General features: G+C 65.1%; 21 protein-coding genes. 9 read left to right on the top strand and 12 right to left on the bottom strand.

Translation table 11 applies throughout. The features are described from left to right. Positions 1-127: 127 nt before the first annotated feature. The gene (locus Q0O97_RS05110) at positions 128-691 is read right to left on the bottom strand and encodes a MerR family transcriptional regulator (RefSeq protein WP_294925880.1); all 564 of its coding nucleotides are present in this window, start codon (positions 689-691) and stop codon (positions 128-130) included. Positions 692-697: 6 nt separating this feature from the next. After that, positions 698-1000 (bottom strand): integration host factor subunit alpha, encoded by a 303-nt coding sequence (gene ihfA, locus Q0O97_RS05105; RefSeq protein WP_294925878.1) that lies wholly within the window; start codon positions 998-1000, stop codon positions 698-700. A gap of 194 nt (positions 1001-1194) precedes the next feature. Here ihfA and Q0O97_RS05100 point away from each other — a divergent pair, with 194 nt between their 5' ends. Next, the gene (locus tag Q0O97_RS05100; protein WP_294925876.1) at positions 1195-1467 is read left to right on the top strand and encodes a DksA/TraR family C4-type zinc finger protein; all 273 of its coding nucleotides are present in this window, start codon (positions 1195-1197) and stop codon (positions 1465-1467) included. Positions 1468-1471: 4 nt separating this feature from the next. Here Q0O97_RS05100 and Q0O97_RS05095 read toward each other — a convergent pair whose 3' ends face one another. From Q0O97_RS05095 to Q0O97_RS05080, 4 genes are all read right to left on the bottom strand, one after another. Continuing rightward, entirely contained in the window at positions 1472-2446 is a 975-nt protein-coding gene (locus Q0O97_RS05095) for a beta-ketoacyl-ACP synthase III (RefSeq protein ID WP_294925874.1), read from the bottom strand. Beyond that, positions 2446-3588, bottom strand: coding sequence for a phosphate acyltransferase PlsX (gene plsX, locus Q0O97_RS05090; RefSeq protein ID WP_294925872.1), 1143 nt, complete (start codon positions 3586-3588; stop codon positions 2446-2448). Before plsX ends, Q0O97_RS05095 begins: the two co-directional genes overlap by 1 nt. Positions 3589-3605: 17 nt before the next feature. Next, on the bottom strand, positions 3606-3812 hold the full coding sequence (gene rpmF, locus Q0O97_RS05085) for a 50S ribosomal protein L32 (RefSeq protein WP_294925869.1): 207 nt from the start codon (positions 3810-3812) through the stop codon (positions 3606-3608). Positions 3813-4062: 250 nt separating this feature from the next. Further along, positions 4063-4881: a sulfotransferase family protein gene (locus tag Q0O97_RS05080; protein WP_294925867.1), complete on the bottom strand. Its 819-nt coding sequence runs from the start codon at positions 4879-4881 to the stop codon at positions 4063-4065. Positions 4882-5033: 152 nt separating this feature from the next. Here Q0O97_RS05080 and Q0O97_RS05075 point away from each other — a divergent pair, with 152 nt between their 5' ends. Together Q0O97_RS05075 and Q0O97_RS05070 are read left to right on the top strand one after the other, a co-directional pair. Then, entirely contained in the window at positions 5034-6611 is a 1578-nt protein-coding gene (locus Q0O97_RS05075; RefSeq protein WP_294925865.1) for a DUF5928 domain-containing protein, read from the top strand. Positions 6612-6628: 17 nt separating this feature from the next. Then, entirely contained in the window at positions 6629-7000 is a 372-nt protein-coding gene (locus Q0O97_RS05070) for a histidine triad nucleotide-binding protein (protein WP_294925863.1), read from the top strand. A 10-nt stretch (positions 7001-7010) separates the two neighbouring features. Here Q0O97_RS05070 and Q0O97_RS05065 read toward each other — a convergent pair whose 3' ends face one another. Further along, positions 7011-7970 carry an ABC transporter ATP-binding protein gene (locus Q0O97_RS05065; RefSeq protein ID WP_294925861.1) on the bottom strand — a complete coding sequence of 320 codons (960 nt, stop codon included), beginning with the start codon at positions 7968-7970 and terminating at the stop codon, positions 7011-7013. Positions 7971-8039: 69 nt separating this feature from the next. Here Q0O97_RS05065 and Q0O97_RS05060 point away from each other — a divergent pair, with 69 nt between their 5' ends. The 5 genes from Q0O97_RS05060 to tig all read left to right on the top strand — a co-directional run bounded on the left by Q0O97_RS05060 (position 8040) and on the right by tig (position 14092). Continuing rightward, complete coding sequence (locus tag Q0O97_RS05060; protein ID WP_294925859.1) at positions 8040-8228, top strand: zinc-finger domain-containing protein; 189 nt, start codon at positions 8040-8042, stop codon at positions 8226-8228. Between the two features lie 169 nt (positions 8229-8397). After that, positions 8398-11217: a DNA polymerase I gene (polA, locus tag Q0O97_RS05055; RefSeq protein WP_294925857.1), complete on the top strand. Its 2820-nt coding sequence runs from the start codon at positions 8398-8400 to the stop codon at positions 11215-11217. A 122-nt stretch (positions 11218-11339) separates the two neighbouring features. After that, complete coding sequence (locus tag Q0O97_RS05050) at positions 11340-11792, top strand: hypothetical protein (RefSeq protein ID WP_294925855.1); 453 nt, start codon at positions 11340-11342, stop codon at positions 11790-11792. Then, positions 11792-12562 carry an OmpA family protein gene (locus Q0O97_RS05045; RefSeq protein WP_294925853.1) on the top strand — a complete coding sequence of 257 codons (771 nt, stop codon included), beginning with the start codon at positions 11792-11794 and terminating at the stop codon, positions 12560-12562. The genes Q0O97_RS05050 and Q0O97_RS05045 overlap by 1 nt, the downstream gene beginning before the upstream one ends. Before the next feature lie 195 nt (positions 12563-12757). Then, the gene (tig, locus tag Q0O97_RS05040) at positions 12758-14092 is read left to right on the top strand and encodes a trigger factor (RefSeq protein ID WP_294925851.1); all 1335 of its coding nucleotides are present in this window, start codon (positions 12758-12760) and stop codon (positions 14090-14092) included. 40 nt (positions 14093-14132) lie between these two features. On the opposite strand, the gene Q0O97_RS05035 is transcribed toward tig, so the two are convergent. The 5 genes from Q0O97_RS05035 to rpsF all read right to left on the bottom strand — a co-directional run bounded on the left by Q0O97_RS05035 (position 14133) and on the right by rpsF (position 17060). After that, the gene (locus Q0O97_RS05035) at positions 14133-15035 is read right to left on the bottom strand and encodes a YihY/virulence factor BrkB family protein (protein ID WP_294925849.1); all 903 of its coding nucleotides are present in this window, start codon (positions 15033-15035) and stop codon (positions 14133-14135) included. A gap of 19 nt (positions 15036-15054) precedes the next feature. After that, positions 15055-15684, bottom strand: coding sequence for a hypothetical protein (locus Q0O97_RS05030; protein WP_294925847.1), 630 nt, complete (start codon positions 15682-15684; stop codon positions 15055-15057). Positions 15685-15820: 136 nt separating this feature from the next. Further along, complete coding sequence (gene rplI, locus Q0O97_RS05025) at positions 15821-16423, bottom strand: 50S ribosomal protein L9 (protein ID WP_294925845.1); 603 nt, start codon at positions 16421-16423, stop codon at positions 15821-15823. Between the two features lie 12 nt (positions 16424-16435). Then, the gene (gene rpsR / locus Q0O97_RS05020; RefSeq protein ID WP_011747229.1) at positions 16436-16663 is read right to left on the bottom strand and encodes a 30S ribosomal protein S18; all 228 of its coding nucleotides are present in this window, start codon (positions 16661-16663) and stop codon (positions 16436-16438) included. A 19-nt stretch (positions 16664-16682) separates the two neighbouring features. Continuing rightward, positions 16683-17060 (bottom strand): 30S ribosomal protein S6, encoded by a 378-nt coding sequence (rpsF, locus tag Q0O97_RS05015; RefSeq protein WP_294925838.1) that lies wholly within the window; start codon positions 17058-17060, stop codon positions 16683-16685. Positions 17061-17310: 250 nt separating this feature from the next. Between rpsF and Q0O97_RS05010 the strand changes: the two genes are divergently transcribed. Beyond that, entirely contained in the window at positions 17311-17919 is a 609-nt protein-coding gene (locus tag Q0O97_RS05010; protein ID WP_294925836.1) for a YceI family protein, read from the top strand. The last annotated feature ends 35 nt before the right edge of the window (positions 17920-17954 follow it).

Genomic DNA, 17954 nt, shown 5'->3' with positions numbered 1-17954 from the left:
CGGCCTTCCGCCCCCCAGACGGACGCGCTAACCAGGCTGCGCCACGGCCCGACGCTGGCCATATAGAGCGAAGCCGCCCCTTAGCACAAGGGGGTGCAAGCAGGTATTTTCGCATTTCCAGAACGAATTAACGCAGCGCCGAAAGGCGGTCGCGCAACGCGCCCAATTCGGCCGGGGCGGGTGGGGCGACGGTGCGCAGACGCACGGCGGCGGTGACCAGCCGGTCCAGCCAGTCGGCAGGTTGAACCCGGTCGATCCCCGAAAACAGCGGCAGCGGTTCGGCAGGGGCGGGGCGCGGCTTCTTCGCCGCCGGGCGTGGCCGGGCCGGTTCGGTTTTCGCGGCGGGGGGGCGTTGACCGGGTGCGGGGCGCACCAGTCGAACGGCGGGCGGGGCGTCCTCGGCAGGTGTTTCACCCAGCCTTGCGGCCCCGATCTCGCGCAGGCCCGCCCCGCGATCCGAGGCGATCAGGCGCTTGGCGCCGCGGATGCTCAGCCCGTCCTCGCGCAGCACCTGACACAGGCCCGCGACCAGCCGCACATCGTCGGGGCGGTAATAGCGCCTGCCGTCCGCGCGCTTGACCGGGGACAGTTGGGTAAACTGCGCCTCCCAATAGCGCAGGACGTGGGGTGCGACCCCGACAAGGCGGGAAACCTCTCCGATGGAACGAAAGGCGTCGGGGGATTTGCTCATGGCACCTTAGCGTTTGTTGCCCGCTGCGACCCGGTCCTTCATCAGATGCGAGGGGCGGAAGGACAGGACGCGCCGCGGTGTGATCGGCACTTCTTCGCCGGTTTTTGGGTTTCGGCCGATTCGTTCGTTCTTGTCGCGAACCGAAAACGTGCCGAAGGACGAGATCTTGACCTGTTCGCCCCGGACCAGCGCGTCCGAGATATGGGTCAGGACACTTTCGACCAGCTGCGCCGATTCGTGGCGGGACAGCCCCACCTCTCGAAACACTGCTTCAGCCAGATCCATGCGAGTCAGGGTGGAGTCGCTCATTGCCTCAACCTTTCTTTTCGTGGGCAGGATGGTCGTTTCGATGCTGCAAGTCAACAACCTGCATTGTGAATTTGTTCCCCTTTTCCACGGGTTGCCAGCGAAATGACGCCGGCTGCGTCTCAGCCTTTGGAATCGATTTGAATTCCGCCCGCGTTATCCTATCTGAATCAGCGGTCAGGTTGAGAGGTATCGCCATGGCAGGAGGGTGGGCGCGCGACGGCGCCGTGAACGAACAGATCGAGGCTTCGGTCTCGGACGAACTGGCCCGGATGCGGGCGCAAAACCTTGCCCCGCGCGGTCCCAGCCGCGCCGAATGCGAGGATTGCGGCGAGCCTATCCCCGAGGCGCGGCAGAAGGCCGTGCCCGGCGTGCGGCTATGCGTGGAATGCCAGCAGGAACAGGACCGTTCCTATCGCGACCGGGGCGGCGTCAACCGCCGCGGGTCCAAGGATTCGCAGTTGAAATAAGGGCTTACCAGCGCAGGACGACGCTGCCCCAGGCCAGGCCGCCGCCGATCGCCTCGGCCACCAGCACATCGCCCGGCTTGAACTGTCCCCGGCTGTCGGCCACCGACAGCGCCAGCGGGATCGAAGCCGCCGAGGTATTGCCGTGATCGGCGACCGTCAGCACGACCTTTTCCATCGGCAGGCCCATGCGGCGGGCGGTGGCCTCGATGATGCGCAGGTTGGCCTGATGGGGAACCAGCCAATCGACCTGCTCGGGCGAAAGCCCGGCCTTGTCCAACGCAAGATGGGCGGTCGCGGCCAGCTTTTCGACCGCGTGGCGGAAGACCAGGTTGCCCTGCATGCGCAGGTGCCCCGCCGTCCCGGTCGAGGCGACGCCGCCATCGACATAAAGCAGATCGCGATAGCGCCCGTCGCTGTTCAGGTCCAGCGCAAGGATGCCGCGGTCGGTATTGTCGCCCTTGCCCTCGGCTGCCTCAAGCACGACCGCACCGGCGCCGTCGCCGAAAAGCACGCAGGTCGAGCGGTCGGTCCAGTCCATGATCCGGCTGAAGGTTTCGGTCCCGATCACCAGCAAGCGGTCGGCCAGGCCCGCGCGCAGCATCGCATCGGCATTGGCCAGCGCATAGACGAAGCCCGCGCAGACCGCCTGCACGTCATAGGCAAAGCCGCGCTGTATCCCCAGCCCCGACTGGATCATCGTCGCGACCGAGGGGAATGTCAGGTCGGGGGTCGAGGTCGCGACGATCACCGCGTCGATGTCGGCGGCGCTCAGCCCGGCCTTGTCCAGCGCGGCCTGCGCGGCGCGCATGCCCAGGTCGCTGGTCGTCTGGCCGTCCTCGGCGAAATGGCGCCGCTCGATCCCGGTGCGGGTGCGGATCCATTCGTCCGTGGTGTCCAGCATCTGCTCGAAATGCTTGTTGTCGACGATCCTCTCGGGCAGGTAGTGACCTGTGCCCCTGACCACTGCCCGACGTGTCATCAGCTCTCCTTGGCTACGCCGGTGTCGCTGTCGCCCGGCGTGGCGTCCTTTTGCGATTCGTTTGCGATCGCCGCTTGCGATTGGGCGACCCGAGCCGCCAGTCTGTCCTGAAAGCCGGATTGTGCAAGTCGAAACGCCAGCTTGATCGCGGCGGAAACCCCGGTCGCATCGGCTGCACCATGCGATTTCACGACCGTTCCGTTCAGTCCCAGGAAAACGCCGCCGTTCACCCGGCGCGGGTCGATCCGCTTTTGCAGCCGCTTGAGCGAGGTCATCGCCAGCAATGCGGCGAACCTGGACAGGATCGAGTTGTTGAAGGCGTCGCGCATGAACCCGCCCACCAGCTTGGCGGTGCCTTCGCCGGTCTTCAGCGCGATATTGCCGGTAAACCCGTCCATGACGATCACGTCGACCTTGGACGAGGCCAGATCGCCCCCCTCGACAAAGCCGATATAGTCGAAATGCCCGCCGCTTTCGGCGGCGCGGGCGATCATTTCCTGCGCCAGCTTCAGTTCGGCCTTGCCCTTGTGTTCCTCGGTCCCGACATTCATCAGCCCGATGCGGGGATGTTCGACGCCAAGCCCGTTGCGCGCGTAAGAGGCGCCCATCAGCGCATATTGCAGCAGGTCCGGCGCATCGGCGCGCACATCCGCGCCCACGTCCAGCATGATGTTGAAGCCCTGCGGATTGCGCGACGGCCAGAGGCAGGCGATGGCGGGGCGGTTCACGCCGGGCAGCTTGCGCAGGCGAATCATCGAAAGCGCCATCAGCGCGCCGGTATTGCCGCAGGAAACGGTCACCGTCGCCTCGCCCGTGCGGACCGATTCGATGGCGGACCACATGCTGGTGCCTTCGCCGTTGCGCACGACCTGGCTTGGCTTGTCATGCATCGTCACGACGCCCGCCGCGTCGCGGACGGTGCAGCGGTCCGCCAGCACCTTGTGGCGTGCGATCAGCCGGTTCAGTTCGTCCCGGGGTCCGTGAACGACAAAGCGGACGTCGGGATTCTTCCCGGCGCTTTTCGCCATGCCCGCGACGACCACGGCGGGGCCGCGGTCGCCCCCCATGGCGTCAACCGAAATCACCACGCTGCTGCCGCTTTCGGCTGCGCGCGGTGAATTGGTGGAGGCGGCTGAAGACATATCCGCGGTCTGTCCGCTCAGGCTGCGTCGTCGTCCAGATCGACTTCGTTCGCCTGCGCAACGATTTCGCGGTCGCCGTAGTGGCCGCAGGACGGGCAGACGTGATGCGGGCGCTTCAACTCGCCGCAGTTGGTGCATTCGTTGGGGTTGCCCGCAACCAGCGCATCATGCGAACGGCGCATGTTGCGGCGCGAACGGGTAACTCGGTTCTGAGGGACGGCCATGTCTCAACCTCGGGTGGTTCGGGGGACCGTCGCCTTTGCGCGGCCCCGTGTGATGCGTTTCGTGTCGATGCGAGGCAATAGGCCAGACAGAGCGTGGCCGCAAGTCGAAAGGGGCCACGATCCGGGACCGCCCCGCCGATCGAATGAAGGCGCGAACATAGCCGGATTCCCGCATGGCGCAAGCGGAATATGCGCCGCCGGCAAGGCAAAAGCGCATATTTCGGCGGCACTGTGGCCCTGATGCCCCGTCCTAGCGGCCCAGCTTGGCGTGGACCTCGGCGATATCGACCTCGCCCTTGGGCATCTTGTTGTCGGGATCGTCGAAATCGTAGCGGAAAAGCTGGAAGTCCTTCTTGTAGACCTCCCACATCAGATGGCGCGACAGGTCGTCGAAATATTCGCTGACCTTGTGCAGGCGTTTCGGCCCGTGGCCTTCCGATTCGTTGAAGCGCGGGACGTCCTCGACATCGAGCTTGACCGGGGTGGGGGCGGCGTCCAGGACGCGCTGCATGCCCTCGTTGAACCTTTCGGTGAAAAAGATCTGGTCGTAGCGCCCGCCGTTCACGATGAAGGTGGCGATATGGCCCGACATGGCCGACCAGTGGATGTCCGGCTCCATCGGGCGGCGCCAGCGGATGGTGTCGCGCGCGAACAGCAGGAACCGGCGGAAGCTGCGGATCTGGTCGAACTCGAACCCGTTTTCGGGGTTGCCGACGTCGATGCCGTATCGCTGGATCAGTTGGGGGACCAGGTTGCCCCGATACCTGCGCCCGTTACGCTGGATGCCCGCGATCTTGTCGAAGAAGGACGACAGGATGCGCGCATAGGGGTTGCGCACGCAGGTGAAGGTGACGGCATCGCCCGCCAGCACGCGCCGCTCGATCGCTTGCTGGCTGTGTTCCTGCGCCCATTTGTGCAGGCCCGCCGTCGAATCGTGGATATCGCCGTCGAAATACCGGCCATGATCCGAATGGAACATGATCTGTCCGATGGACGAACATGCGCATTTCGGAACCACCCGATAGACCATGCTTTCGCTTTCCGTCATCCATGTGCCCGGAAATCCCATGTCCTGTCCCTCTTACTCGCTACAACATGCCGGCTGATATCCGCCCGGCTTGCCCTACCTGCTAAAATCGTTAGACACAAAATGCAAATGGCAGCCGGAACAGCGGCCGGTTTTCCGCTGAAGTCAGTGTTGTTGATTGGTATTTGGCCATCATGGCGAAGATCGCATTCATCCTGTTGTGCCACAAGGATGCGCCGGGCGTGATCGCGCAGGCGCGTCGGCTGACCGCCTCGGGCGATTTCGTCTCGATCCATTTCGATGGCCGCGCGGACCCCACGGCCCATGCCGCGATTCGCGCGGCGCTGAACGACAATCCTTCCGTCACCTTCGCGCAGCGGCGGCACAAATGCGGCTGGGGCGAATGGTCGCTGGTCGCCGCCACGCTCGAGGCGGTGCGGGCCGCCGTCGCGGCCTTTCCCACCGCTTCGCATTTCTACATGCTGTCGGGTGACTGCATGCCCATCAAGTCCGCCGAATATGCGCATGGCTTCCTGGATGCCGAGGATTGCGATTATATCGAGAACTTCGACTTCCTGACTTCGGACTGGATCAAGACCGGGCTGAAGGAAGAACGGCTGATCTATCGCTTCTGGTTCAACGAACGAACGCAGACGCGGCTCTACTATGCCTCGCTGACGATCCAGCAGAGGCTGGGGCTGACGCGGAAGGTGCCCGCCGACATCCGGGTGATGATCGGTTCGCAATGGTGGTGCCTGCGCCGCCAGACCGTCGAGAAGGTGCTGGAGTTCTGCGATGCCCGCCGCGACGTGCTGCGCTTTTTCGCGACGACCTGGATCCCGGACGAGACCTTCTTCCAGACGCTGGTGCCCCATCTGGTGCCGCGAAACGAGATCAGGGCGCGGACGCTGACCTATCTGATCTTCACCGATTACGGGATGCCGGTCACCTTCTACAACGACCAGTATGACCTGCTCTTGCGCCAGGACTACCTGTTCGCCCGCAAGATCAGCCCCGAGGCGCTGGAACTGCGCGCCCGGCTTGGCGAGCTGTGGACGGCCGAGGGGGTGCATTTCCCGACCTCGAACGAGGCGACGGGGCTTTTCCGTTTCCTGACCGGGCGCGGGCGCGTGGGCCGCCGTTTCGCGCCGCGCTTCTGGGAAACCGAGGGTTCGCTGGGGCGCAACAACTCGTTGCTGCTGGTGGTGTCGAAGAAATGGCATATCGCCAAGCGCCTGACCGAGGCGATCCGCCAGCACACTGACATTCCCGCCGTCGATTACCTGTTCAACGAGGACGAGGCCCATCTGCCCGACCTTGGCGGCGTGGAAAAGACGGTCGAGAAACGCCAGCGCCACCGCCGCGCGCTGCTGCGGCTGCTGTTCGCGCAATTCGGGCAAAACCGGCTGGTGATCTGCCTCGATCCTTCCGCGCTGGACCTGATCCAGGATTTCCTGGGCGACAAGGCCGATACCCGGCTGCTGCTGATCGAATCGCTCTTCGACGACGACTATCTGCGCGGCCATATCGAGCGTGTCGGACTGGCGGGCCGCAATGTCGATCCCGAGGTGGTCGAGCGGTTGCTGCCCACCGTCCGGCGCGACCTGCTTTATGAGGCCGAGCGCCTGCGCGACATGGAATTCGCGCGGTTCCATGTCATTTCGCCCGCCCGCGACATGGCCGCCAATGCCGGGGAACTTGCGAAGTTTCTGGATATCGCGCCCGATGTCGCCCATGATCTGGCGGCGACGGAACATCTGTTCAGCGACTGAGAGGACATGAGGACGAAATGCCCGAATACGACGACCAGAACATCTTTGCCCGCATCCTGCGCGGGGAAATTCCCAACGATACGGTGACCGAGACCGAACATACGCTGGTCTTTCGCGACATTCGCCCGCAGGCCCCGGTCCACCTGCTGGTGATCCCCAAGGGTCCCTATGTCAGCCTGGACGATTTCGCCGCCAATGCCTCGGATGCCGAACTGGTCGATTTCATGCGCACCGTCGCGAAGGTGTCGCGGGACGAGGGCGTCTCGATCGACGCCGGGGCGGGCTTTCGCGCGGTCGCCAATACCGGCGAACACGGCGTGCAGGAGGTGCCGCATTTCCACATGCATATCCTGGGCGGGCGCGTCCTTGGCCGGATGCTGCCCGAATAGGGCGCCCGCGTCAGGCCGATCCGGCGGCAGGCCGCTGGCCGGTCATCGACAGGAACACATCCTCGAGGTCAGGGGTTTCGCTGGCGATGTCGTTGATCGGCAGGCCGGCCCCCCGCAGCGCGTCGATGATCGCGTCGGCACGGATGCGCGAAGGGGGGTAGGACACCGCCAGCCGCCCGTCCTCGCGCCGCGCGGCACGGACATGGTCGGGCAGCGCCGGGATCGCGGCCATGCCGCCGGTGTCCATCACCAGCGTCTTGGCGTCGGCCTGTTCCAGGATCCGGCGGGTGTCGTCGCACAGGACCAACTGGCCGCGGTCGATGATGGCGATGCGGTCGCACATCTCTTCCGCCTCTTCCAGGTAATGGGTGGTCAGGATGATCGTCATGCCCTGGCGGTTCAGCTTGCGGACGTTGGACCAAAGCATTTCGCGCAGGGCGATGTCGACGCCCGCGGTGGGTTCGTCCAGCACCAGGATGCGCGGGCGGTGGACCAGCGCCTTGGCCAGCAGCAGGCGCCGCTTCATCCCGCCCGACAGGCTGCGGGCATAGCTTTCGGCCTGCTCGGTCAACCCGACCAGTTCCAGCAATTCGTCGGTCCAGCGTTCGGACCTGGGGACGCCGTAAAGACCCGCCTGCACCTCGAGGCTGGCGCGGGGGGTGAAGAACGGGTCCATGTTCAGTTCCTGCGGCATCACGCCGATCGCCGCGCGCGCCTGGCGGGGATTGCGGTCCTGGTCGAAGCCGTGGATGAGAACGCGGCCCGCCGACTTGCGCACCAGCCCGGCAAGGATGTTGATCGTCGTCGATTTGCCCGCCCCGTTCGGTCCCAGCAGGCCGAAGATGCTGCCCGCCGGGATCGACAGGTCCAGCCCCTTCAGCGCATGTTTGGCCGGGCTGGTGCCGCTGGCGGCGTAGGTCTTGGAAAGACCGGTGATCTGGATGGCGTTTGGCTGTCGAGGGTCTGGCATCGCGGCTTGGCTGTGGCTAATATCGGGGCCGGTTAAACCCCGTTTCGCGTCAAAGCTCAAGGAACCTCCATGACCATTCCGGCACCCGAGACCCAGACAGTCACCACCTGGAAGGTCGCCTGTGAAGGCGACGAAAGCCTGGCAGTGGGCCATCCCAGGGTCTGGCTGGTCATCCCGCCCGAACAGGGTTGGGTCGAGTGCCCCTATTGCGACAAGCGTTTCGTCATCGACCGCGATCACGCGCAGGCGGGTCACTGACGCCCGACGGCGGTCCGTCCAGGCAGGTCGCATCGCCGCCCCCCATCGAGGGGGCCGTCGATGCGCCGCGGCCTTCGGCCACGGTTTCGCCGCCGGGCCGCACGGCCCTTTGCCCCGCGCCCGGTTTCTGTCAAAACAGGGCGAGATTCGCGAGATTAAGGAGCGTCAGATGAGTTTCGGCAAGGGCCATCACCTTCACCTGATCGACGGATCGGCCTTCATCTTCCGCGCCTATCACGCGCTGCCGCCGCTGACGCGCAAATCCGACGGGTTGCCCATCGGGGCGGTCGCGGGTTTCTGCAACATGATCTGGAAATACATCCAGGACGCCGGCGGCTCGGATGCGCCGACCCATGCGGCGGTGATCTTCGATCATTCCTCGAAGACCTTCCGCAACGAGATCTATCCGCTCTACAAGGCCAACCGCCCCGACCTGCCCGAGGATCTCAAGCCCCAGTTCCCCCTGACGCGCGAGGCGACGCGGGCCTTCAACATCCCGTGCATCGAGGTGCAGGATTACGAGGCCGACGACATCATCGCCACGCTGGCCTGCCATGCGCGGGACGCGGGCGGGCGGGTGACGATCATCAGTTCGGACAAGGACCTGATGCAGCTTCTGGGCGGTGGCGTCGAGATGATGGACCCGATCAAGGGCAAGGCGATGGGCCCCGACGAGGTGCGCGAGAAATTCGGCGTCGGGCCGGATCGCGTCGTCGACGTGCAGGCGCTGGCAGGCGATTCCATCGACAACGTGCCGGGCGCGCCGGGCATCGGGATCAAGACCGCCGCCCTGCTGATCAACGAATACGGCGATCTTGAGCAGCTTCTGGCCCGCGCGGCCGAGATCAAGCAGCCCAAGCGCCGCCAGACCCTGATCGACCATGCCGAGCAGATCCGCATTTCGCGCCGGCTGGTCGAGCTGGATTGCGAAACCCCTCTGGATTTCACGCTGGAAAGCCTTGAGGTCCGCGACGCCGATCCCGAACCCCTGCTGGATTTCCTGTCGCGGATGGAGTTCCGCACCCTGTCGAATCGCGTCGCCGGCCGTTTCAAGGTCGAGGCGCCGGTGATCGCCATTCCCGCCCAGCCCGTGGCCCAGGACACCGCCGACGACACCCCCCCGCGCATCGACCATCAGGGCTATGTCACCATCCGCGACGCCGCCACGCTGAAGGAATGGCTGGACGAGATCGCCACGCTTGGCGCGGTCGCCATCGACACCGAGACGACCTCGCTTGACGAGATGCGGGCGGAACTGGTCGGCGTTTCGCTTTGCACGGGGCCGGGGCGGGCGGCCTATCTGCCGCTTGGCCATGTCGAGGGGTCGGCGGACCTGTTCGGCTCGGTCGAGCGGGTCGCGGGGCAGATGGACCCCGCCGAGGCGCTTGGCCTGCTGGCACCGATGCTGGAGAACGACGCGACGCTGAAGATCGGGCAGAACGTCAAATACGACTGGAAGATATTCGCCCGCCACGGCCAGAGCCTGCTGGGCCGCCCGATCCGCATGCACCCGGTCGAGGATACGATGCTGATGTCCTTTGCGCTGTCGGCAGGCGACGGCGGGCACGGCATGGACGAGTTGGCCGAGCGTCACCTGGGCCACCGCTGCATCCCGATCAAGGAACTGATCGGTTCGGGCAAGTCGCAGATATCCTTTGCCCAGGTCGAGATCGACAAGGCCGCGCGCTACGCTGCCGAGGATGCCGAAGTCACCTGGCATCTGTGGCACCGCCTGCGCGGGCAGTTGTCGCCCAACCGCGTGACGACGCCCTATCGCACGCTGGAACTGCCCATGATCCCGGTTCTGGCGGATATGGAGATGGCGGGGATTTCCGTCGATACCGGCCACCTGGCGCGCATGTCCAACGCCTTCGCGCAGAAGATGGCGCAGCTTGAGGACGAAATACATCAGCTTGCGGGCGAGCGTTTCAACGTCGGCAGCCCCAAGCAGTTGGGTGAGATCCTGTTTGGCAGGATGGGCCTCGCCGGCGGCAAGCAGGGCAAGACCGGCGCCTTTTCCACCAGCGCCGATGTGCTTGAGGACCTTGCCGCCGAGGGCCACGACCTGCCCGCCCGCGTGCTGGACTGGCGCCAGATCGCCAAGCTGAAATCGACCTATACCGACGCGCTGCAAACCCATGTCGATCCCGATACGGGGCGGGTCCACACCAGCTATTCGATCACCGGGGCGCAGACCGGGCGGCTGGCCTCGACCGAGCCGAACCTGCAAAACATCCCCGTGCGCACCGATGAGGGCCGCCGCATCCGCGAGGCTTTCGTGGCGGCACCGGGCCACAGGCTGGTCAGCCTGGACTACAGCCAGATCGAGCTGCGCATCCTGGCCCATGTCGCCGATATTCCCGCGCTGAAACAGGCGTTTCGCGACGGGATCGACATTCACGCCATGACCGCCAGCCAGATGTTCGGCGTCCCGGTCGAGGGCATGGATCCGATGATCCGCCGCCGCGCCAAGGCGATCAACTTCGGCGTGATCTACGGCATCTCGGGCTTCGGCCTTGCCCGCAACCTGCGCATTCCGCGCGCCGAGGCGCAGGCCTTCATCGACACCTATTTCCAGCGATTCCCGGAAATCCGCGCCTATATGGACCGCACCGTGGCCGATGCCAGGGAAAACGGCCATGTCCGCACGCTGTTCGGGCGCCGCATCCTGACACCCACGATCAACGACAAGGGACCGGCGGCGGGCGGTGCGCGGCGGCAGGCGATCAACGCCCCCATCCAGGGCGCAGCCGCCGACATCATCCGCCGCGCCATGATCCGCATGCCGCAGGCGATTCGCGGCCTGCCCGTCAGGATGCTGTTGCAGGTCCATGACGAACTGGTGTTCGAGGCCGAGGAATCCGCCGTGGACGAGCTGATCGCCGTCGCGCGCCAGGTGATGGAGAACGCCCCCGATCCCGCGGTCCGTCTGGCGGTTCCGCTGGTGGTGGACGCGGGGCAGGGCGACAACTGGGCGCAGGCGCACTGAGCGCAGGTTTTCGGCGAAAATCTGCCATGTTTTCAGATGCTCGCTTAATATTTGCGCGGCGGGTCCTATTCTGGCGCGGTGCAGGGGCGACGGTTGCCCCACCCTCGCCGGAGATCATATTCATGTTCCGTTACGCATTCGCGATTCTTTTCTCGATCATTTCTTCGGCCGCCGTGGCGCAGGACCGGGTTTACGAGACCGCCTCGGGCCAGATCAGCGCGCCGGTGGGCCTGACGGTGCAGGTCCGGTCGCTGACGGTCGGGGACAGCCTGACAAAGGTCGACCTGATCGCCAGCTTCGACGGTCGCGCCAGCCGTCTCTCGGCCGATCTGAATGGAAACCAGAACGCCTATATTTCCTGGGGACCCGAAGAACAGGAGCGTATTTATCTGCGCCGCGTCGCCGAAAACCCCCAGTTGACGATCGAGAACGGCCAGACCATGCAGGGCGAACTGATCTTCCCCGGCGTCATCCCCGCCGGTGTCCAGCAGGTGGAACTGGTCTTCAACCCCGGTTTCAGGTTCGACCATCCCCGCGCGCCGGGCATCAACCTGCCGCTGGAACTGGCCGAGTGATGCGCGCCCGAATCCTGGCCTTGTTGCTGGCGCTGCCCGTGGTGGCGATGGCGCAGAACGTGCCTGCGCCGCCAACGCCTCCGGCGATCCCCGAGATCCAGGTTCCCGAAATCCGCGTGCCCGAGATAGCTGTGCCCGACATTCGCGTGCCTGAAATCCCGCAGGCTCCGGTTGCCGAAATCCCCCCGCCTATCCCGTTCCCGGATATGACCGCCGAGGACGGCCCGCCGTCGACCTTCGCCCCCTTCGACCTGCCGCCTTCGCGTTTCGAGCCGCTGGACGAGGGCGGCAGCTTCGGCCCGACCGAGACCGGCTCCAGCTTCGGCCAGATCGAGATCGACCCCGAACTGCAAGAGCAGACGCTGGAAATCCTGTCCGATTTCGGCGCCGCCCCGCAGGATTCGCGCCTGCTGGTCACGCTGCCCGGAGACGTATTGTTCGATTTCGACAAATCCGACATCCGCCCCGATGCCGAACCCGTGCTGGAACGGCTGGCGACGGCCTTCGCCGCGCTGGACGGCAATGCCATCCTGATCCTTGGCCATACCGATTCCAAGGGCGCGGACGATTACAACCAGGCCCTGTCGGAGCGGCGTGCCGATGCGGTCCGCGACTGGCTGGCCGGGCATGACGTGCGCGCGGATGCGATGACCACCGAAGGGCGGGGCGAGGCCGAGCCGGTGGCCCCGAACCAGCATCCCGACGGTTCGGACGATCCCGAGGGCCGCCAGCAGAACCGGCGCGTCGAATTCATCGTCACGGCAAACTAGGCCGCCGGGGGCGGCGATCCGCCGGGAAACCTGCGTTTCCGGGGGCGGATTCGGTCCTTGGTTCTTGCTATGGCCCGCAAAATCCCATAGCTAACGCGCTGACAGCGGCAGGGCTGGCGTGGGCCGGGCCTTGGCGTCGCATGGCGTTGGGGGTCAGGCCCCTTGGGCCGCACCATGATGGATGAAGGAACACAGATGCAGGTCACGGAAACCCAGAACGAAGGGCTGAAGCGCGGCTACAAATTCACCCTGACGGCCGACGAACTGGCCGCCAAGGTCGATGCCAAGCTGAAAGAGGCCCAGCCTGAAGTCGAAATGAAGGGCTTCCGCAAGGGCAAGGTGCCGATGGCGCTGCTGAAAAAGCAGTTCGGCCCCCGCGTCCTCGGCGATGCCATGCAAGAGGCGATCGACACAGCCCTGCGCGAGCATCTGGAAAAAAGCGGCGACCGCCCGGCCTTGCAGCCCAAGATCGAGATGGAAAACGGCGAAGGCTGGAAAGAGGGCGACGATGTCGTCGTCGATGTCACGTATGAGGCGCTGCCTGCGATCCCCGAGACCGACCTTTCCGGCATCGAGCTTGAGCGTCTGGTGGTGAAGGCGGAAGAGGCCGCCGTGACCGAGGCGCTGGAAAACCTGGCCGACAACGCCAAGTCTTTCGACGACAAGAAAAAAGGCGCCAAGGCCGCCGACGGCGATCAGGTCGTGATCGACTTCAAGGGCATGGTCGATGGCGAGGCGTTCGAGGGCGGCACCGCCGAGGATTATCCGCTGGTCCTTGGCTCGGGCAGCTTCATCCCCGGCTTTGAGGATCAGCTTGTCGGCGCCAAGGTCGGCGATGCGGTCGAGGTCAAGGTCAAGTTCCCCGAGGAATATGGCGCACCGAACCTGGCCGGCAAGGACGCCGTTTTCGAAACCACGGTGAAGGCCGTCAAGGCGCCCAAGAAGGCCGAGATCGACGACGAGCTGGCCAAGAAATTCGGCGCCGAGGATCTGGACGCGCTGAAGACGCAGATCACCGAGCGGCTCGAGGCCGAGTATCAGGGTGCGTCGCGCCAGATCCTCAAGCGCGCGCTGCTGGACAAGCTGGACGAAATCGTCAGCTTCGACCTGCCTGAAGCGCTGGTCGATGCCGAGGCGGCGCAGATCGCCCATCAGCTTTGGCACGAAGAAAACCCCGATGTGCAGGATCACAACCACGACCACATCGAACCGACCGACGAACACAAGAAGCTGGCCGAGCGCCGCGTCCGTCTTGGCCTGCTGCTTGCCGAGATCGGCCAGAAGGCCGAGGTCAGCGTCTCGGACCAGGAAATGACGCAGGCCGTGCTGCGCCAGGCCCGCCAGTTCCCCGGTCAGGAACGTGCCTTCTTCGAATTCGTCCAGCAGAACCAGCAGGCCCAACAGCAGTTGCGCGCCCCGATCTTCGAAGACAAGGTCGTGGACCACATCGTCGAGGGCGCCAAGGTCACCGAAAAGACCGTGACCAAGGAAGAACTGGAAAAAGCCATCGAGGCGCTGGACGAAATCTGATCGTCCCGCCGAAAGGGCCGCCCGCCGGGGCGGCCCTTTTTCACTCCGCGCCGTCGTTCTTGCGGCGCAGATACCTGTCCACTTCGGAATTGAGCTCGGCCCCCAGCATGATGATGATCGAGGCGATCCACAGCCACATCATCGTCACCACGATTGCGCCGAGCGAGCCATAGGTCCGGTTGTATTCGGCGATATTGGCGACATACCACGAAAACCCGATCGAGGCGGCGACCAGCGCCACTGACGCCACGAAGGCGCCGGGGATCGCGCGCGGGCGCTTGCCGTTCCGGCTGGCGGGCGCCCATCGGTAAAGCATGGCGATGGCGACGGTCAGCGCGGCCAGCAGCACGGGCCAGCGGGCAAGGGCGATCAGGCTTTGCAATTCGGGCGGGAAATGCAGCCAGCGGGTGACGGCGGGCAGTAGCGTGATGACGCCAAGCGTCGTCAGCACCAGGAAGATCGCGCCAAGGGTAAAGGCCAGCCCGATCAGGTTCAGGTGGATCAGGCCGCGCGTTTCGCGCTGATACCAGGCCAGGTTCAGCGATTCGATCATCGCCTTCATGCCCCCGGTCGCGGAATAAAGCGCCATCAGCGCCGCCAGGATGCCCGTCGCCGACAGGGTCGCGCTGGAGGTCGCGGTGATATGCCGGATCTGCCCCTGCACGATGCCCACGACATCGCCGGGCAGGAAGCGGGCGAGCATCTCGATATGCTGGCTGATGGTCTGGGGGTCCGCGAAAAGGCCATAGATCGAAACGAAGGTCGTCAGCACCGGCACCAGCGCCAGCAGCACGAAAAAGGTGACGCCGCCCGCCACCGACAGCACGCGATCCTGGCTGAACTGCCCCACCACGCCGCGCAGGATATGCCACCAATCGCGCCAGCGCAGGTGGCGCATGCGCATGCGCGCGCCCTGTTGCGCATCGCTGCGGATTGCTTGCATGGGTCGCGGCCCCGTCCGGCTAAAGGCGGTGAAATCGGTCGGTATCGGCGTCCGGTGCGTCGTCGCGGTGTCGGGGTTCGGGCTGCCGGGGTTCCGCGCGGCGGTTCAGCAGGCCGCGAACCAGTTCGGCGGTATCGCCGAACTCTCGCGCGATGCTTGCGGCTTGCGAGGCGACGCTGCGAAACCCGGCGACCGCGGAACCCAGCGAGCCGACGACGCCATCGACGGTCCCGGTCAGGCGGCGGGTGTTTTCCTCGATCTCATCCATCAGATGCGGCTGCGGCGGCTTGCGGCGCGGCGCGGGCTGCGGGCGTGGGGCGACGGGTTGCGGGTCCTTGCGGCGGTGCGGCTTCGGTCCGGGTTCGCCCGCGATCAGATCGACGACATGGCGCATCGCCAGCACCGTGCCCGCCGTCGCGGCGGCGACCGCGATGCCGGTCCCGCCCCAGACGATCAGCCGCGCCGTCAGCGAGGGCCGCGGCCAGGCGCGTTTACCGTCGGGCGACACTTCGCCATGCGGGATGACCCGGCGCGATTCGTGGCGCTGCCCGTGCGGGATGTGGCCCTTGGGGACCGGACGCGGACCGAAGCGGGTCTGGCTGGTCCGATCGGCTTCGGTTTGGGGGGTGAACTCGTCACGGTCGCTCATCTCGCATCCTCTTCTGTCCGAACTTGCAGGATAAACCTTCCACGGGCGGGGATTGTTCCGGCGCAGGGGCGGGGCGCGCAACAAAAAACGCGCCGTCGAGGCGGCGCGTTTTCCGGTTTCTTGCGGTGATGCCCGATCAGGCGTCGCCGCGCGGGGCGATGTCGCCTTCGTCGTCGTCGCGGCCTGCGGCGCCGATGTCGTCGAACAGCTCGGCGATCTCGAATTCGGCTTCGGCCTCGGCTTCGGCGGCCAGTTCACGAATGGACTTGCCGGAAGCCTGCAACTCGGCCTCTTCCTGCGAGCGGGCGACGTTCAGCACGATGGTCGTGTCCACTTCGGGGTGAAGCTGGACAGAGACCTCGTGCAGGCCCAGTTCCTTGATCGGCGCGTTCAGGACGACCTGACGGCGCTCGACCTCGAAACCGGCGGCATTCGCGGCATCGGCGGCATCGCGGGTCGTGACCGAACCGTAAAGCGCGCCGGCGTCGGACGCCGAACGGATGATGATGAAGGTCTGGCCGTTCAGTTTTTCGGCCTGTTTCTGCGCCTCGTCACGGGTTTCCTCGTTGCGGGCGGCCAGATCGGCCTTCTGGGCCTCGAATGCCTGGATATTGGCTTCCGAAGCGCGCAGGGCCTTGCCTTGCGGCAGCAGGAAGTTGCGCGCGTAACCGTCCTTGACCCGGACGACCTCGCCAAGCTGGCCCAGTTTGGCCACGCGTTCCAGCAGGATGACTTGCATGATCGTCTCTCCTTACTTCACGGCGTAGGGCAGCAGGGCCAGGAACCGCGCGCGCTTGATCGCACGGGCCAGCTCACGCTGCTTCTTCGCCGAAACGGCAGTGATTCGCGAAGGAACGATCTTGCCGCGCTCGGAAATGTAGCGTTGCAGCAGACGCGTGTCCTTGTAGTCGATCGCCGGAGCATTATCGCCCGAGAAGGGGCAGACCTTGCGGCGGCGGAAAAAGGGCTTGTTCGCCATGTCTTTCAGATCCCCTTGCTCAGTTACGGTCTTCGCGGTCGCGACGTTCGCGGCGCTCGCCCCGGTCGCGGTCCTCGCGCTTCTGCATCTGGACCGACGGGCCTTCCTTGTGCTCATCGACCTTGATGGTCAGGACGCGCATGACGTCGTCGTGCAGGCGGGCCAGGCGTTCCATTTCCTGCACGGCGTCGGACGGCGCGTCCGAGCGCAGGAAGGCGTAATGGCCCTTGCGGTTCTTGTTGATCTTGTAGGCGAGCGTGCGGACGCCCCAATATTCGTGATCCACGACCTTGCCGCCGTTATCGGCCAGCACGGTGGAAAAATGTTCGATCAGCCCTTCGGCCTGCGCATTCGACAGGTCCTGGCGGGCGATCAGCACATGCTCGTAAAGCGGCATGGCGTTCCCTTTTCGATTCAGGCGGGCTTCACAGGCGGGTCATGCCCTTCCGCGCCCCGCCACGAGAGGCTGCGCCGGTTTCGCGATTGCGGAAGGATGCGGTCTTATAGCGGCACCGCCCGATTTTGCAACAGGATTCGCGCGAGCGATGATCGCGCCGCCATCACGGCAAATTCAAGAGCGAAAGCCTTGGTTATCGTGCAGGGTCGGCTTAGTCGTTCATTCAAAGCAACCAGTTCAGGGTAATACCATGAAATCGTCTTTCTTTGCCATTGCCGCCGCAGGCGCCTTCAGCCTTTCCGCCCTTGTCCCCGCCGTCGCGCAAGACAGCGTGCCGTCGGGTGAATATACCTTCGATCCCGATCACAGCGTCATTTCGTTCCATTACGACCACCTGGGCTTTTCGACCAGCTACGGTCTGGTGCGGGGCGTGACCGGCGCGATCAACCTGGATGTCGAAAACCCCCAGAATTCGTCGGTCGAGGCCAGCTTCCCGCTGTCGAACCTGCTGTCCGTGGCCGAGGAGATGGACGGGCACCTGCGCGGCGAGGATTTCTTCAACTCGCCCGAGGGCGATCAGCAGATCACATTCACCTCGACCAGCGTCGAACTGGACGATGACGGCGATGAGGCCCGCGTGACGGGCGATCTGACCCTGAACGGCGTCACCAAGGAGGTCGTGCTGGATGTCGAACTGAACAAGGCCGGCAACCATCCGATGGGCAATGTCCCGACCGTCGGTTTCTCGGCCGAAACCAAGCTGAACCGTTCGGATTTCAACCTGGGCGCCTTTGCCCCCGCGATCGCGGATGAGGTCGAGATCGAAATCTCGGTCGAGGCCAGCCAGCAGGCCGAATAAGCCGCTGCCGTCCAAGCGAATCGAAAAGGGCCTTG

The sequence above is a fragment of the uncultured Paracoccus sp. genome, from assembly GCF_945915435.1.
Classification (GTDB): domain Bacteria; phylum Pseudomonadota; class Alphaproteobacteria; order Rhodobacterales; family Rhodobacteraceae; genus Paracoccus.
This window is presented reverse-complemented; position numbering and strand designations above follow the sequence as displayed.